At 58.0% G+C, this 15,042-nt stretch carries 13 protein-coding genes and 1 riboswitch; of the genes, 3 read left to right on the plus strand and 10 right to left on the minus strand.

The genetic code is table 11. The annotated features are described in order from the left end of the window. Positions 1-26 precede the first annotated feature (26 nt). The 5 genes from mntP to manX all read right to left on the minus strand — a co-directional run bounded on the left by mntP (position 27) and on the right by manX (position 4,196). A complete protein-coding gene (gene mntP, locus GF111_RS24095) occupies positions 27-596 on the minus strand; it encodes a manganese efflux pump MntP (protein ID WP_004927615.1) in 570 nt (189 codons plus the stop codon). 7 nt (positions 597-603) lie between these two features. After that, positions 604-791: riboswitch (yybP-ykoY riboswitch) on the minus strand. A gap of 218 nt (positions 792-1,009) precedes the next feature. Further along, positions 1,010-1,468, minus strand: coding sequence for a DUF986 family protein (locus tag GF111_RS24100; protein ID WP_147190535.1), 459 nt, complete (start codon positions 1,466-1,468; stop codon positions 1,010-1,012). 54 nt (positions 1,469-1,522) lie between these two features. Beyond that, positions 1,523-2,365, minus strand: coding sequence for a PTS mannose transporter subunit IID (locus GF111_RS24105; protein ID WP_033634889.1), 843 nt, complete (start codon positions 2,363-2,365; stop codon positions 1,523-1,525). Between the two features lie 15 nt (positions 2,366-2,380). Next, complete coding sequence (locus GF111_RS24110) at positions 2,381-3,181, minus strand: PTS mannose/fructose/sorbose transporter subunit IIC (RefSeq protein WP_033634888.1); 801 nt, start codon at positions 3,179-3,181, stop codon at positions 2,381-2,383. Between the two features lie 55 nt (positions 3,182-3,236). Continuing rightward, positions 3,237-4,196: a PTS mannose transporter subunit IIAB gene (manX, locus tag GF111_RS24115; RefSeq protein WP_055317598.1), complete on the minus strand. Its 960-nt coding sequence runs from the start codon at positions 4,194-4,196 to the stop codon at positions 3,237-3,239. Positions 4,197-4,758: 562 nt separating this feature from the next. On the opposite strand from manX, the gene GF111_RS24120 reads away from it, so the two are divergent. Then, the gene (locus tag GF111_RS24120; RefSeq protein WP_038877073.1) at positions 4,759-6,303 is read left to right on the plus strand and encodes a TerC family protein; all 1,545 of its coding nucleotides are present in this window, start codon (positions 4,759-4,761) and stop codon (positions 6,301-6,303) included. Positions 6,304-6,319: 16 nt separating this feature from the next. Here the strand turns inward: GF111_RS24120 and GF111_RS24125 are convergent, their stop codons facing one another. The 4 genes from GF111_RS24125 to pabB all read right to left on the minus strand — a co-directional run bounded on the left by GF111_RS24125 (position 6,320) and on the right by pabB (position 11,933). Continuing rightward, positions 6,320-7,906: an EAL domain-containing protein gene (locus GF111_RS24125; RefSeq protein ID WP_147190537.1), complete on the minus strand. Its 1,587-nt coding sequence runs from the start codon at positions 7,904-7,906 to the stop codon at positions 6,320-6,322. Between the two features lie 268 nt (positions 7,907-8,174). Next, positions 8,175-9,539 (minus strand): L-serine ammonia-lyase, encoded by a 1,365-nt coding sequence (gene sdaA, locus GF111_RS24130; RefSeq protein WP_038882658.1) that lies wholly within the window; start codon positions 9,537-9,539, stop codon positions 8,175-8,177. Between the two features lie 445 nt (positions 9,540-9,984). After that, on the minus strand, positions 9,985-10,563 hold the full coding sequence (locus GF111_RS24135) for a CoA pyrophosphatase (protein ID WP_038877080.1): 579 nt from the start codon (positions 10,561-10,563) through the stop codon (positions 9,985-9,987). After that, entirely contained in the window at positions 10,560-11,933 is a 1,374-nt protein-coding gene (pabB, locus tag GF111_RS24140; protein WP_038877346.1) for an aminodeoxychorismate synthase component 1, read from the minus strand. The genes GF111_RS24135 and pabB overlap by 4 nt, the downstream gene beginning before the upstream one ends. Before the next feature lie 530 nt (positions 11,934-12,463). Between pabB and GF111_RS24145 the strand changes: the two genes are divergently transcribed. Beyond that, a complete protein-coding gene (locus GF111_RS24145; protein ID WP_047730525.1) occupies positions 12,464-13,465 on the plus strand; it encodes a glycosyltransferase in 1,002 nt (333 codons plus the stop codon). A 70-nt stretch (positions 13,466-13,535) separates the two neighbouring features. Next, entirely contained in the window at positions 13,536-13,781 is a 246-nt protein-coding gene (locus GF111_RS24150; RefSeq protein ID WP_038877085.1) for a YoaH family protein, read from the plus strand. Between the two features lie 34 nt (positions 13,782-13,815). Here the strand turns inward: GF111_RS24150 and purT are convergent, their stop codons facing one another. Further along, positions 13,816-14,994: a formate-dependent phosphoribosylglycinamide formyltransferase gene (gene purT / locus GF111_RS24155; protein ID WP_147191821.1), complete on the minus strand. Its 1,179-nt coding sequence runs from the start codon at positions 14,992-14,994 to the stop codon at positions 13,816-13,818. Positions 14,995-15,042: the final 48 nt, after the last annotated feature.

Genomic DNA, 15,042 nt, shown 5'->3' on the forward strand with positions numbered 1-15,042 from the left:
GCAGGTTTTTTTGCAGAGCGAGCGCCTCAGGCCAGGTAGCCGAGGTGCTCCAGCAGAATGTTGACGCCGATACCGATCAGCACCACGCCGCCGAGGATCTCGGCGCGTTTGCCCAGCAGCGGGCCGATAAAGCGGCCAATCATCATGCCCAGCGTCGCCATGATCATGGTGGCGCAGCCGATGGCCATGGCGGTATGCACGATATTCACCTGCAGGAAGGCCAGGCCGACGCCGATAGCCATCGCGTCGAGGCTGGTGGCGATAGCGGTGGCCACCAAGATCCAGAAGCCGTGGCGTTTGACCTTCTCTTCCTCATCGGGCCTGTTGCGCACCCCTTCGACGATCATGCGCATGCCGAGAATGAACAGCAGGGAGAAGGCGACCCAGTGGTCCCATTCCATGATGTATTGGCTGGCGAACAGACCGATGGCCCAACCGATGAGCGGGGTGATCGCTTCGACCACGCCGAAGATCAGGCCGGTACGGATCGCTTCGCGGAAACGGGGTTGATGCAGGCTGGCACCTTTGCCGATCGAAGCGGCGAAAGCATCCATGGACATGCCAAAAGCGAGAATGAGTGTAGCTGAAAGGTTCATGTGAAATAGCCTCGGCCGGGTGGCTCCATATACACGTAACCCACCCCCAACCAAACGACGGAGTTACGTGTCTATGGTCTCGCCAACCTTACCTGGCTGCCCGCACCACGTTTCATACGGCGAAACGAGTATGTTGATACGGGCGTTTCTGGCGTTTTATTCTCCAGAAACCGGCTACTCCCCAATGACGGCGCAACCATACCATATTATTTCCGCCATCGACAACTTTATTCTAGAGTCATGCTCGCTCTTAATTGAGACTCGTTTTCATTAATCTAAGTTCATGCGGGAATATAATGTAGACGTGGGTAACAATGTTGCAGAAATAATAGTCAGAGTGAAAATGGCGCTGCCGATTAATTATCCACAAGCAGCGCAAGGTTTGAGCGGCAATAAAACGATTTTTTATTTATTTATTGATTATCAACGAAAAAATGATAAATCCGCTCCAGGTCATCCAGGTGGTTCACCTGAACCAACAGTCTGCGCTGTTCCAGGTCGACGGCCAGAATGCCGTCCTCCGATAAATTCATGGCTTTAATGCGGTTATATTCGACAAACACGTTCGCGAAGAAAAAACCCTGTGCTTTAAACACCATCTTGGGGGGGCGAATATAAGAGATATAGATCGCGAGCAGCGCCAAAGAAATAAGCAAATAGGTGGTTAATACCGCACCGTTGGTGGTGACGTTGCGGTAAATCAGAATGGCGATCAGGCCGACGAAAATCAGGCTGTCGAGGCGGTTACGGCGTTTGAGCGCCACTTTAAGCCGCGTTTTACCTTTCAGCAGGTCCATGCCGAATTCGTCATACAGCGAGTACAGCAACAGCAGGGCGATAAACAGCATCAGTACGGCGTCGGTCAGTGACATCTCTTGCTCCACACATAAAAAAGCCGGGGGTTGCCCCCCGGCCGATTCGAACGATTACAGGCCCAGCAGGCCAATCCAATAGCCAAAGATACCGATGACGAAGAAGCCGATGATGATCCACAGCGCATTGACTTTTTTGCGCAGCAGCCACATACAGGCGAAAGTCAGCAGCAGCGGCACCAGGCCCGGCATCAGCTGGTCGAGGATGGTCTGCACCGTGGTGACGTTGGTATGCCCGGTCTGGTCGGTGATCTTGGACACCACCAGCGGGATATTCACGTGCGTCCACTTGTTGACCAAGGCGCCCATAACAAACAGGCCGAGAATGGACGCTCCTTCCGTCAGTTTTTGCAGGAAGCCGCCGCCCATGTCGTTGACGATGTCCACCCCTTTACGGTAACCGTAGGCCACGCCGTAATAGCGGGTCAGCAGGCGCACCAGGTTGAACAGCACGAAGAACAGGATCGGCCCGAGCAGGCTGCCACTCATGGCGATGCCGGCGCCGAGCGCGGCGAACACCGGCCGCACGGTGCCCCAGAAAATCGGGTCACCGACGCCCGCCAATGGCCCCATCAGACCGACCTTGATGCCGTTGATCGCACCGTCGTCGATCGGCGCGCCGTTGGCGCGTTGCTCTTCCATCGCCATGGTCACGCCGAGCACCGGCGCCGCCACGTAAGGGTGGGTGTTGAAGAACTCGAGGTGGCGCTTGATCGCCTGTTTGCGATCGTCATTGTTTTCCGGATACAGGCGACGGATCACCGGTACCATCGAGAAGCAAAAACCCAGCGCCTGCATGCGCTCGAAGTTCCACGACCCCTGGAACAGGTTGGAGCGCAGGAATACGCCGCGAATATCGGCCGGCGTGAGTTTCTTTTGAGCAGTTGTATCAACCATTTCTCTCACCTATTCCTAGTCGAGTTCGTTATCAAGATCGTTCGCATTAGCCGGGCCGGCCTGGACAACCTGAGACTTGTTGTATTTCGGGCTGAGCTGGATATACAGCACGGCCATCACCACGCCGATGACGCCGAGCGCAACCAGGTTGAAGTTGGTGAAGGCGGCGGTCACGAAACCAAGGTAGAAGAACGGCATCAGGTAGCCGGCGCGCATCATGTTAATCACCATCGCGTAACCGACCACCACGATCATGCCGCCGGCGATGTTCAGGCCGCTGGTGACCACTTCCGGGATCGAGTTGAGCAGGGCGTGTACCCCGGCGGTGCCAACCGAGATGGCGACGATGACCGCCGGAATGGCGATACGCATCGCCTGCAGCAGCAGAGCGCCGATGTGGATCCAGGTGATGGCCCGCAGGCTGCCGCGCTCCGCCGCGCTGTCCGCCGCGTGCTGGAAGGCCACGGTGAGGGTACGTACGATGATGGTCAACACCTGGCCGGCCGCCGCCAGCGGAATGGCCAGGGCGATACCGGCACCGACGCTTTGCCCACCGGCGATGACCAGAATGGTCGAGATGATGGAGGCCAGGGCGGCATCCGGCGCGACTGCCGCACCGATGTTCATCCAGCCCAGGGCGATCATTTCCAGCGTACCGCCGATGATGATGCCGGTTTTCATATCGCCGAGAATGAAGCCGATCAGAGTACAGGCGACCAGCGGACGGTGAAATTGGAACTCGTCGAGGACGGAACCCATCCCGGCGATACAGGCAACGATAAATATCAGCACAATCTGAAGAGTGGTGATCTCCATTGCACTTCTCCTATGACCAAAAAGCTCTGAGTAAAATAATCAGCGGCTGGCGCCACTAATTGAGTTTGTTAATCAGGTCCATCATTTTTAGCCGGCTGTCGGACGAGACCTTACGCACTTCCAGCTCGATACCGCGATCGTTCAGTTTCTTAAACGCTTCGATATCTTTTTCATCGACGGAAACGGCGTTGTTCACCTGGGTTTTCCCCTGACGGAACGCCATGCCGCCGATATTGACGGATTGAATATCCACGCCGCCTTCCACCAGGCGCAAGACGTCGGTCGGGTTGGTAAACAGCAGCATTACGCGGTCGTTGGCGTACTTCGGGTTGTTCCAGACGCGGATCGCCTTCGCCACGTCCACCACGTGAGCGGTGACCCCCGGCGGGGCGACCTGGGTCAGCAGGGTTTTGCGCACATGGTCGGCGGCGACTTCATCGCTGACGACGATAATGCGGCTGACGTTGGTTTCTTTGGTCCAGCGAGTGGCGACCTGGCCGTGAATCAAACGGTCATCGATGCGCGCCAGGCCGATTTTCATGTGGTCGTTCGGCCCCAGCGGCGCCTGAGGGGCAGCGGCTTTGGCGACGGGTGCTGCGGGTTTTGCGGGTTCTTCCTGCGGTTTTTTCAGCGCTTTCACGCCTTCACGGCCGGTTTCCAACGCCAGCGCCACCAGTTCATCGAAGGCGGGGTTGTCGTCCCGCGCCATGAAGGTTTCCACCAGCATCGGAATGTTGACCCCGGTGATGACCTCATAGTTTTCTTTGTCGACCGCAATGCGGCTGGCGGCGTTGAACGGGCTGCCGCCCCAGGTATCCACCAGGAACAGCACGCCGCCGCTGGTATCCAACCCACTGATTTTTTCGTTGTACTTGACGATTAACGTTTCGGCATTCTCACCGGGAACGAAGTCTATAAAGGCGACGTTGTCCTGCTCGCCCAATAGCATCTCCGCCGTTTTCAGCAGTTGTTCCGCTGCAGCCCCGTGTGTGCCGATGATAATAGCTATTGCCACTCGCTACCTCCTCGTTGAACTCCAGGCGCGGTTTGTGTCGTTTCTCCGCGCCGTCTTGGCAGTCACTTCCGCGGTTCAGATACATTATGGTAGAAAAAAAGAAACGCACGCCTAACATTTCTCACGCAGTTTCAAATGCCTGTGCGTGATGCTTCACGAACGCGACATTTATTTTAGTGAGTGAAAAAATATTTTTTGTGACGTTGCTCCGTTATTGAATGCTCGGAGAAATCTTAGCTGTCGCAGATGATACGGCGTGGCGCCATGCTAAACCGCCGTTGAAAAAGCCGCTTTGTCCCCCAGAAAAATCCTGATACAGTAATTTCTTCTTTCATCACTAAGGAGTGAAGGGCCTCAGCCCTCCCTATGGACTGTCACCGAAGTTACTGTTTTACCAGGTTTCACCCGCCACCTGCTGGCGTTGCATATGCTGTTCGGCCCTTCGGCCATCTCCCGGTAACCCCATCCCGTCACTTTGCTATTGTCGACTGCGCCCATGCAGCGGCGGCATCGTCACGTCTGAGCTGCGTGCGCTCATTCCCACTTTTCTCTGGAGTCTGATATGGAATTTTTAATGGACCCCTCTATTTGGGCGGGGTTGCTTACGCTGGTGGTGCTGGAAATCGTGCTGGGCATCGACAACCTGGTGTTCATCGCCATTTTGGCCGACAAGCTGCCGCCGAAGCAGCGCGATAAGGCGCGCATCATTGGCCTGTCGCTGGCGTTGCTGATGCGTTTGGGCCTGCTGTCGGTGATCTCCTGGATGGTAACCCTGACCACGCCGCTGTTCAGCGTCGGCGATTTCAGCTTCTCCGGCCGCGATTTGATCCTGCTGTTCGGCGGGGTGTTCCTGCTGTTCAAGGCTACCATGGAGCTGCACGAACGGCTGGAGGGGCAGACGCACCAGGACGGCGCCAACCGCGGTTACGCCAAGTTCTGGGCGGTGGTGGTGCAGATCGTGATTCTTGACGCGGTGTTTTCGCTCGATGCGGTGATTACCGCCGTGGGTATGGTGAACGATCTGCCGGTGATGATGGCGGCGGTGGTGATCGCGATGGCGGTGATGCTGTTGGCGTCGAAGCCGTTGACCAACTTCGTCAACGCGCACCCGACCATCGTGGTGCTGTGCCTGAGCTTCCTGTTGATGATTGGCCTTAGCCTGATCGCCGAAGGCTTCGGTTTGCACATTCCTAAAGGCTACCTGTATGCCGCTATCGGCTTCTCGATCCTGATTGAATTGTTCAACCAGATCGCGCGTCGCAACTTCATCAAGCATCAAGCGCGTCGCCCGATGCGCGAGCGCACCGCGGAAGCGATCATGCGCCTGATGGGGCAGCAGCGTACACCGCAGACGGACGATGCGGTCGCCTTGCCGAGGGATGAAACCTTTGCGGCGGAAGAGCGCTATATGATCAGCGGCGTGTTGACGCTGGCCTCGCGTTCATTGCGCAGCGTGATGACGCCGCGCACCGACATTTCCTGGGTCGACTGCGAGCGCTCCCGCGAGGAGGTACGCGCACAGCTGCTGGATACGCCGCACAGCCTGTTCCCGGTGTGTCGTGATTCGGTGGATGAGATCGTCGGCGTGGTACGCGCCAAGGATCTGCTGGTGGCGTTGGAGCAAGGTGAAGACATCGCCGAGTTCGCCGCCCGCACGCCGCCGATCGTGGTGCCGGAAACCATGGACGTCATCAAGCTGCTGGCGGTGCTGCGTCGCGCCAAAGGGCGTTTGGTGGTGGTCACCAATGAGTTCGGCGTCGTGCAGGGGCTGGTGACGCCGCTGGACGTGCTGGAAGCGATTGCCGGTGAATTCCCGGACGAGGACGAAACGCCGGACATCGTGGCGGAAGGCGACGGCTGGCTGGTGAAGGGCGGAACCGATCTGCACTCGCTGGAACAGGCGCTGGCCTGCGATGACCTGGTCAGCCCCACCGCCGATTACGCCACCCTGGCGGGGCTGCTGTTGGCCCACTACGGGCAGATGCCGGTGGTGGGAGATACCATCGAGCTGAACCACCTGCGTTTCGATATCGTTGAGGTGTCCGAATATCGTATCGAACTGGTGCGCGTTACCCGCGTCGCCCTGGACGAGACGGCGCACGCGTAACCCTCCCGCCGGGGGCTCAGGCCTCCGGCGGATCCTCTTCCGCTTTCCTGACGCGCGATTCGTACTGCTGCAGCCACAGCGGGAAAACATGAATCGGCATCGGCTTGGCGAAATAATACCCCTGCAGGGCATTGACCTCGCGTGAGCGCAGATAGTCGGCCTGTTCCTCCGTTTCCACCCCCTCTGCCACCAGTTTCAGCTTCAGGCGCTGCGCCAGCGTAATGATGGTGTCGGTCACCGTAGCGTTGACCGCGTCGGTGCCGATGGCGGCGGTAAACCCGCGATCGATCTTCAAGACGTCCGGGCTGAGGTTCTTCAGGTAGCTCAGTGAGCTGTGGCCGGTGCCGAAATCGTCGATGGCCAGCATGATCCCCATGTCTTTCAGCGTGCGGATCTGGTCATACTGGATCGCCGACAGCGCGGTGCGTTCGGTCAGCTCCAGCATCAATGAGGGCATCGGGTGCGCCGGCAGCCAAATCTGGCGGATATCGTCGATGATGTTGAGCGTTTTAAAATGCTCGGCGGCGACGTTGATGCTGATGTAGAAAGACGGTCGTGGCGGGAACAGCTGCAGATTTTCCGTCACGGTGTTCATCAGATAGCGAGTGAGCGGAATGATGAGCTCATGTTGCTCGGCCAACGGAATAAACACGTCAGGCGAGATCCATCCTTGTCGCTTCTTTTTCCAACGCAGCAGCATCTCGACGCCGGCGCAGCGCCCGGTGTCGCTGTGGATGATAGGCTGACAGTAGACGCGGAACTCCCGATGAGTGATGGCATGGCCGATGTGGTAAGACAGGCTCATGCGGTTGGCGGTGAGCAGATAGACCACATAGGCTGCCAGCAGGCTGATCAACAGCGCCAGCGGGATATGGCGCGGCAATGCGGACAGCGCCAGCATGCCGATCTGTGGACCGAACAGTGAAATCGAGAACGGGTACAGCGCGGAGCCGGCGGTGTAGCGCAGATCGTTGGTCAGGGTGTCGCGGCTCAGGATTTCGCGGCGGCCATATTCCAGGCTGCTGTCGTCCACGTTCAGGACCACTCGCTGAACGTAAGGCTCTTGCGGTTCGAGTAAAAAGTTGGACAGCAGCTCGATATTGAATACGTGCAGCACGCCGCTGGTTTTATCGCGGGGGGATGGCGTCCACATCACCAGCGTGGGCAGGCCTTTGCTGACCGCCAGAGAGGGGCGCAGCGCGAGCCTGGCGTTGCTGTCGACGAAGGTGGGCATCACCGCGGCCAGCTGATAATGACGGGCGCCAAACAGGCTGGAGCAGTAAATAACACCGTTTTTCACCAGCAACATGGCGCGTAGCGCCTGATTTTGCGCGGCGCGAAAGCGCAGGGTCGATGAAACGTTTTCGCAGGGTTGGTCCAGCATGTCCATACTGCGTTCCGCCTGTATCTGCGCCGGCGTCAGCAATTGGTTGATCTTGCCGACGGTGCGGGTAGCCAACGTCTGCTGGCTCTGCTCGATGCTTTTGACCTCTTGATAGTAACGGGTATACAGCGATACCAACAGAATAGCCACGCCCACCGCTCCGGCCAGCAGCCAACGGTAGTAACGATATCGGGACGCGGCGAGGTGGGTCATCAACATCCGGTAAATCCTTGTTCGGTAATCCAGCTCCGAGTCACAGTCAGGCCATAGATCCTTAAGTTGCGCTCGGCTAATTCTAGCCTGAGGTTATACAAGATTGATGGTAACTCAGTAAATTATTTCAGTATGGTAAAACAGAAGGCCAATTTGCAGGCTAACCGCCCGATCGATGAGAAAAATGCAGGATATTTTCTGGTGACATTGTCACTAAAAGCGGCCAATGAATTGATTACTCATAAAAAACCCCGCCGGGCGGCGGGGTTGTCTGTCAGTCGCATTGCACCTTGATCGCCAGGCCGCCGCGTGACGTTTCGCGGTACTTGGCGTTCATGTCTTTGCCGGTTTCGTACATGGTCTCGATCACCTTATCCAGCGAAACGCGCGGCTCGCTGGTGCGGCGCAGTGCCATGCGGGCGGCGTTGATCGCCTTGACCGAAGCGATGGCGTTGCGCTCGATGCACGGTACCTGTACCTGGCCGGCAACCGGGTCGCAGGTCAGACCCAGGTTGTGTTCCATGCCGATCTCCGCCGCCACGCACACCTGTTCAGGGCTGCCGCCGAGCAGCTCGGCCAGACCGGCCGCCGCCATGGAGCAGGCCACGCCGACTTCACCCTGGCAGCCAACTTCGGCGCCGGAAATGGAAGCGTTCATCTTGTACAGCGCGCCGATGGCGCCTGCCGCCATAAAGTAGCGGATATAGATATCCGGGCTGACGGATTCGATGAAGTGATCGTAGTAAGCCAGCACCGCAGGCACGATGCCGCAGGCGCCGTTGGTCGGCGCGGTGACCACGCGGCCGCCGGCGGCGTTTTCTTCGTTCACCGCCAGCGCGAACATGTTGACCCAGTCGATCACGTTCATCGGATCGTTGGACAGTTTGTCCGACGCCACCAGCATGCGGCGCAGCGCGGAGGCACGGCGCGGCACGCGCAGCGGCCCCGGCAGCACGCCTTCGGTATTCAGACCGCGATCGATACAGGCGCGCATGGTTTGCCAGACGTTACCGAAGTAGGTGTCGATATCTTGCTTGCTGTGCAGCGCCAGCTCGTTCTGCATCACCATGCCGGAGAGCGACAGGCCGGTCTCGCGGCAGTGGTCGAGCATTTCGCGCGCGGAGTTGAACGGATAAGGCATTTGCAGCTCTTGCTCGGCGGCCTTGCCGAAGTTCTCTTCATCGACGATGAAGCCGCCGCCGATGGAGTAGTAGGTCTTGCTGTACACTTCTTTATCGCCGGCGAAGGCGTGGACCTGCATGCCGTTTTCGTGCAGCGGCAGGTTGTCGCTGCGGAAGACCATGCCGCCGTCGCGCGGGAAATCGACTTCATGCAGGCCGTTGGCCAGCATCAGGCGTTGACGTTGTTCTACATCGCGAATAAAACCCGGAATGCTATCGATATCGACGGTGTCCGGCATATTGCCGGCCAGGCCGAGAATGATGGCGATATCGGTATGGTGACCTTTACCGGTCAATGAGAGTGAGCCGTAAACGTCTACGGCAACACGCGTGATAGAAGGCATCAGGCCTTTATTTACCAGATCGTCGACAAACTGTTTGCCGGCTTTCATCGGTCCAACCGTATGAGAGCTGGACGGGCCGATGCCGATCTTAAACATGTCGAAAACGCTAATCACGCTAAAACTCCTTAAAGAGACGTATTGTTATGGCTGCGGCGGTTAAAAACCGCGCAGGGAACAGCGATATTGTAAAAGGGCCGTGCGGGTTCGGCTGCCTTTTTCGCATGAAATTAAATAATCCGTGGTGTCGCTTTTTTGCTGATTACCCGGGGCGAACCCTTAAGCGGGGTATCCGCTTTCGCCCAAGCTCCATTAACGGTAATCGCGCCCGCTTTCCGTGCTGAACGCCGCCGGCTTAATCCCTGTTTCTACAGTGGTTTATCTCGGACGGTGGTATTTTACAGGTATTTCGTAAGGTTTAAGAGAGGGTTTACAGTTTTTTTAAAACCATTCAACCGGAACGGTAGTTGAAAAAGCGATCAAATGAAGTGATTTCGATCGCTTTACCTGCAGCGGACGTCGACGGCCATGCCAGATTGCGAGTCAGATCACGCAATGCGGGTCAAATACTGACCTGCTGCGCCAGGCGGCGAATAATGGCGGCGGTCAGCCCCCAGATAAACTGGCTGTGATACCAGGAGAGGTAAATGCGGTGCGTGTGGCCGGCGCGATGGATATCCAGCGGGTAGTAACGCGACAGGGTCAGCGCTTCCCGCAGGGGCATCTCGAACACGTCCGCCACTTCGCCCTCGTTGGCGTGGAACTGCACGTCCGGCGGGATGAGGCCGACGATGGGCGTGACCTGAAATCCGGTGCTGCTGTCGAGCGGCGCCATTTGGCCGAGTACGGTCACCGCGTTCGGCGGTATCGCCACTTCTTCCTGCGCTTCTCGCAACGCTGTGACGATCGCCGACCCGTCTTCGGCATCGGTTTTCCCGCCGGGGAAGGCTACCTGACCGGCATGTTTGCGCAGCGAATCAGCACGGCGGGTCAATAGCAGGGTCGGCTCGGCGCGGCAAACGATCGGGATCAGCACCGCCGCCGGGCGCACGTTGTGCGAGATCTGCGCCGCCTGCGGCAGCTGCAGTTGAAAACGGCTGATAAAGGCGTGCAGTGAGGTCGGCGAATTCGATGGGATCACGACAGGGCGCACTCCCCAAGCTGCGGCAGAATACGGCCAACCTTGTCGAAGGTTTCCTGGTATTCCGCCTGTTCCTGGCTGTCTGCCACGATGCCGCCGCCGGCGGAGCAGTGGATGCGGCCGTTTTCCGTGACGAGCGTGCGGATGGTGATGTTGGTGTCCATGGTGCCGCAGGCGCTCAGGTAACCGATGCTGCCGCAATAGGCGTTGCGACGCTGCGGCTCCAGCTCTTCGATGATTTCCATCGCTCGCACCTTGGGCGCGCCGGTGATCGAACCGCCGGGGAAGCAGGCGCGCAGCAGCTCGGTGGCCGAGGCCTGCTCCGGCAGGGTGGCGGTAATGGTGCTCACCAGGTGATGTACCGCCGGGAACGGCTCCACGACGAACAGTTCCGGCACCCTTACGCTGCCGGGCTGGGCGACGCGGCCGATATCGTTGCGCAACAGATCGACGATCATCAGATTTTCAGCGCGATCCTTGGGCGAATCGGCCAAACGGCGAGCCTGTGCGGCGTCTTGTTCTGCGTCCGCCAGCCGCGGCAGCGTGCCCTTGATCGGGCGGGTTTGGATACGCTGTTGCTCCAGCCATAGGAAGCGCTCGGGAGAGACGCTCAGCACGCTGTTGTGCGGCAGCCGCAGGAAGGCCGAGAACGGCGCGCGGTTGCAGGCGCTCAGTCGGCAAAACGCCTGCCATTCATCCCCCTGGTAGTCGGCGGAGAACCGCTGTGCCAGATTAATTTGGTAACAGTCGCCGCTGCGCAGGTAGTGCTGAATACGTTGGAACTTCTCGCCGTATTGCCGTCGGCTCATATTGGCACGCCAGCCGCTCAGCAGCGCGAAAGGGCGCTCCGCCGGTGCGGTTTGGCGAGTGAGCCAGCGCCAGCGCTGCTCCACATCGCCATAGCTGAGCAGCGTCAGGGTTTGCAATTGGTGGTCGGCGATCGCTGCCCAGTCATAAATGCCCACCGCCATGTCCGGCAACGCAAGGTCGGCTTCGGCCAACTGCGGCAAGGTTTCCACCCGGCGCCCAAGATCGTAGCCGAACAGCCCCAGGGCACCGCCCTGAAACGGCAGATCCGGGTTAAAGGCCGGCTGCCAACCTTGCGCCGCCAGCTGCTGCTGCAGCAGGGAAAACGGATCTTCCTTCGACTGAGTAGTTACGCCGTCACTTTCAATTACCGTGTCGGGGCCACGCGTGGTGAGCGTAACGCGCGGCTGTGCGACCAGAATATCGAAGCGGTTATGCGAGTGATCGGCAAAGCCCGAATGCAGCAACATCGCCCAGGGCTGTGCTGAAAGCGGGGCGAAAAGCGTCATCAGGGCACTGCGGCTATAGGGCAAAGACTTTATGTTTGGGGCGGTTACGCTCATGAACGTCAAAAAACCTGGCTGTGAAGACGGCAATGTCTGGCCGTTAGTGTGCCATAGACGGCTACGGCATGCATGTTTTGCCATGCGAGGCATGCAGCACAGTTCACATAAACGGCAGTTCAATAAACCTGAAATAAGGCATTTTTTGCGCCATTCATTATACCTCGGTATGTTAAAAATTTAACGTCAAATAAACGGGAAGCCTCATTTATCGAGAGAACAAGGCCCGAGAAATACAAAAACGCTTCGTTAATTTCATCAATTTATTGTTACCCATGGTTATTAACTGGGTGATGCGGAAAAGTTTTGCCTGTGTTTTGTCACGCTGGTCATTCTGAGAAATTGATGTTGGTTCGACGCCGCTTTTCTTGCTGAAAGCATGAAAAGACAAAACAAGATAAATCTTATTTAGCTCGCTGCGGAAATCTGAGTGCTTCAGTCATATTCCTCCGAACTGATGCTGAATAGACTGATATTTTTTCAAAAAAATAAAATTATTATTTTGTTACATTATCATTGAAGAGCTGCCTATGTCATTAATGCTGAGCGTCATCGTCCCGATGCACAATGTGGGAGAATTATTAGAACCTTTCCTGGCTTCGTTGCTGGCCCAACGCGAACAACGCCTGGAGGTGATCATCGTCAACGATGGTTCTACCGACGGTTCAGGAGAGACCGCGCACCGTTACGCGGCGGCGCATCCGCATATTCGGGTCATCGATCAGGCCAACGCCGGTGTTTCTAATGCGCGTAATGCCGGGCTCGCATTGGCCCGGGGCAAATACGTGGCGTTTCCCGATGCCGACGATCTGCTGGCACCGGACATGTATTCCACGCTGCTGGAGCAGGCGGAGCGCCACCAATTAGACGTGATGCAATGCAATGGCGAGCGCTATTTCGCCAGCGAAGACGAATTACAGCCGATTTTTCCCGAGGCACGTTTACAGACCACTGACGTTATCACAGGGGTACAGTGGTTCGAACGTGCGCTGAAATCGAGAAAATTTATTCATGTTGTATGGTTGGCGATATATCGCCTCGATTTTATCCGCCGGCATCGGCTTTATTTTGAACCGGGGTTACATCATCAGGATATTCCCTGGACGACCGAGGTTATGTTTAATGCCCAACGGGTCAAATATTTAAGTACGCCGCTGTACCGTCAACGGGTACACGACAAGTCGATCAGCAATCGTCGCCGCACCGGCAAAGCAAACGTGGATTATCAACGCCACTATATGAAAATCGTCGAAATGCTGGAGCGGCTCAATTTGCGCTATGCTGGCAGCATCGCCATTCGTCCGGCTTTCCATTGGCAAATCACCCGTGAAGCGTTGGGTATTTGCCACAGCATTCGCCGTGAGCCGGATCCGGTCGCCCAGAATCAGATTACCGAAGAGTTTTATCAGCGCGGCATCGACAGAGCGATGTTCGCCAACGCGCGCGGCGTGAAGCAGGGGTGGCATGTCATGCTGTGGCGGCATCGCCTGAAGCAGTGGCGCAGCGATAACGGCTGTTCGCAAGTGGCCTGAGGCACAAGACGTTGGGATCCGTCGCGTTAGCGCGTATACTCCTTCTCCCTTTTGCCGGAGAGAACGACACATGCATGCAGGTATGCCATTACTGAGTCACGCGGAGCAGCAGGAAGCGGCGGATCGCATCCATCAACTGATGGAGCAGGGCATGAGCAGCGGTGAAGCCATTGCTCGCGTTGCGCAGGAAATTCGTGAGAAGCATCAGGGCGCTCAGGTTGCGGTACTGTTCGATGACGATGATGAAGACGAGCAGCATGATGCCGCACCGGGGGCGTCGCGGGATGACGATGCTGAAGAAGACGAAGACTATTGATGTTATCGGGGCCGCGTAAGCGGCCCCGTCAGTTTCAGCCGTTGACCGCCACGGCGGCAGCGGCTTGTTTCGCCAGCTCCACCGCCTGTTCCGTCGTGCTCGCCGTCGCCAGCGCTACGCCCAGACGACGTTGCCCGGCGATCTCCGGTTTGCCGAACAGGCGCAGCTGGTTGTGCCCGCGTAGCGCATTTTCCAATCCGCTGAAACGCACATCGCTGCTGGTGAGCTGCGGCAGGATCACTGCCGAAGCGGAAGGGCCGAACTGGCGAATGGCGCCGATCGGCAACCCGAGAAAAGCGCGAACGTGCAGGGCGAACTCAGACAGATCCTGTGAAATCAACGTGACCATGCCGGTATCGTGCGGGCGCGGTGACACCTCGCTGAAGATCACTTCGTCGCCACAGACGAACAGCTCCACGCCGAACAGCCCGAAGCCGCCCAGGGCTTTCACCACTTTCTCCGCGATAGCCTGGGCCCGACTCAGCGCCGTCGCCGACATCAGTTGCGGCTGCCAGGATTCGCGATAGTCCCCATCCTCCTGACGATGGCCGATCGGCTCGCAGAAATGCACGCCGTCCACGGCGCTGATGGTCAGCAGCGTAATTTCAAAATCGAATCTTACCAGCCCTTCGACGATCACCCGGCCGCCGCCGGCGCGGCCGCCCTGTTGGGCGTAATCCCAGGCGCTTTGCAGTTGCTCAGGCGTGCGGATCAGGCTTTGCCCCTTGCCGGAAGAGCTCATCACCGGTTTGACGATGCACGGATAGCCGATGTGTTCGACCGCCTGCCGGAAAGTCGCCTCGCTGTCGGCAAAGCGATAGCTGGAGGTGGGCAGGCCAAGCTCTTCCGCCGCCAGGCGGCGGATGCCTTCACGGTTCATCGTCAGGCGGGTGGCTTCGGCGCAGGGCACTACGCGGTGGCCCTGGCGTTCAAGTTCGACCAGCATGGCGGTGGCGATCGCTTCGATTTCGGGAACGATATAGTCCGGCCGCTCTTGTTCGATAACGGCTTTCAGTGCGTCACCGTCCAGCATATTGATGACGTGGCTGCGGTGCGCCACATGCATGGCGGGGGCGCCGGGATAGCGATCGACGGCGATCACTTCCAGACCGAGGCGCTGGCATTCAATGGCGACTTCTTTACCCAGCTCCCCGGAGCCGAGCAACATAACGCGGGTGGCGGAAGGGCGCAGGGCGGTTCCAATCGTTAACATAGTTTCGTACCTGGATCGGTGAAAGTAAGCGGATTGATGATCGGCGGG

The organism is Serratia sp. HRI (genome assembly GCF_010119335.3).
In the GTDB taxonomy this organism is placed as follows: domain Bacteria; phylum Pseudomonadota; class Gammaproteobacteria; order Enterobacterales; family Enterobacteriaceae; genus Serratia; species Serratia nevei.

What these genes read in the sequence shown, in the direction of transcription:
- mntP (WP_004927615.1), bottom strand. Translation starts at nt 596, where the DNA reads ATGAACCTTTCAGCTACACTCATTCTCGCTTTTGGCATGTCCATGGAT.
- GF111_RS24150 (WP_038877085.1), top strand. Translation starts at nt 13,536, where the DNA reads ATGCATGCAGGTATGCCATTACTGAGTCACGCGGAGCAGCAGGAAGCG.
- GF111_RS24110 (WP_033634888.1), bottom strand. Translation starts at nt 3,181, where the DNA reads ATGGAGATCACCACTCTTCAGATTGTGCTGATATTTATCGTTGCCTGT.
- GF111_RS24105 (WP_033634889.1), bottom strand. Translation starts at nt 2,365, where the DNA reads ATGGTTGATACAACTGCTCAAAAGAAACTCACGCCGGCCGATATTCGC.
- GF111_RS24100 (WP_147190535.1), bottom strand. Translation starts at nt 1,468, where the DNA reads ATGTCACTGACCGACGCCGTACTGATGCTGTTTATCGCCCTGCTGTTG.
- pabB (WP_038877346.1), bottom strand. Translation starts at nt 11,933, where the DNA reads ATGAGCGTAACCGCCCCAAACATAAAGTCTTTGCCCTATAGCCGCAGT.
- GF111_RS24125 (WP_147190537.1), bottom strand. Translation starts at nt 7,906, where the DNA reads ATGTTGATGACCCACCTCGCCGCGTCCCGATATCGTTACTACCGTTGG.
- GF111_RS24120 (WP_038877073.1), top strand. Translation starts at nt 4,759, where the DNA reads ATGGAATTTTTAATGGACCCCTCTATTTGGGCGGGGTTGCTTACGCTG.
- purT (WP_147191821.1), bottom strand. Translation starts at nt 14,994, where the DNA reads ATGTTAACGATTGGAACCGCCCTGCGCCCTTCCGCCACCCGCGTTATG.
- GF111_RS24145 (WP_047730525.1), top strand. Translation starts at nt 12,464, where the DNA reads ATGTCATTAATGCTGAGCGTCATCGTCCCGATGCACAATGTGGGAGAA.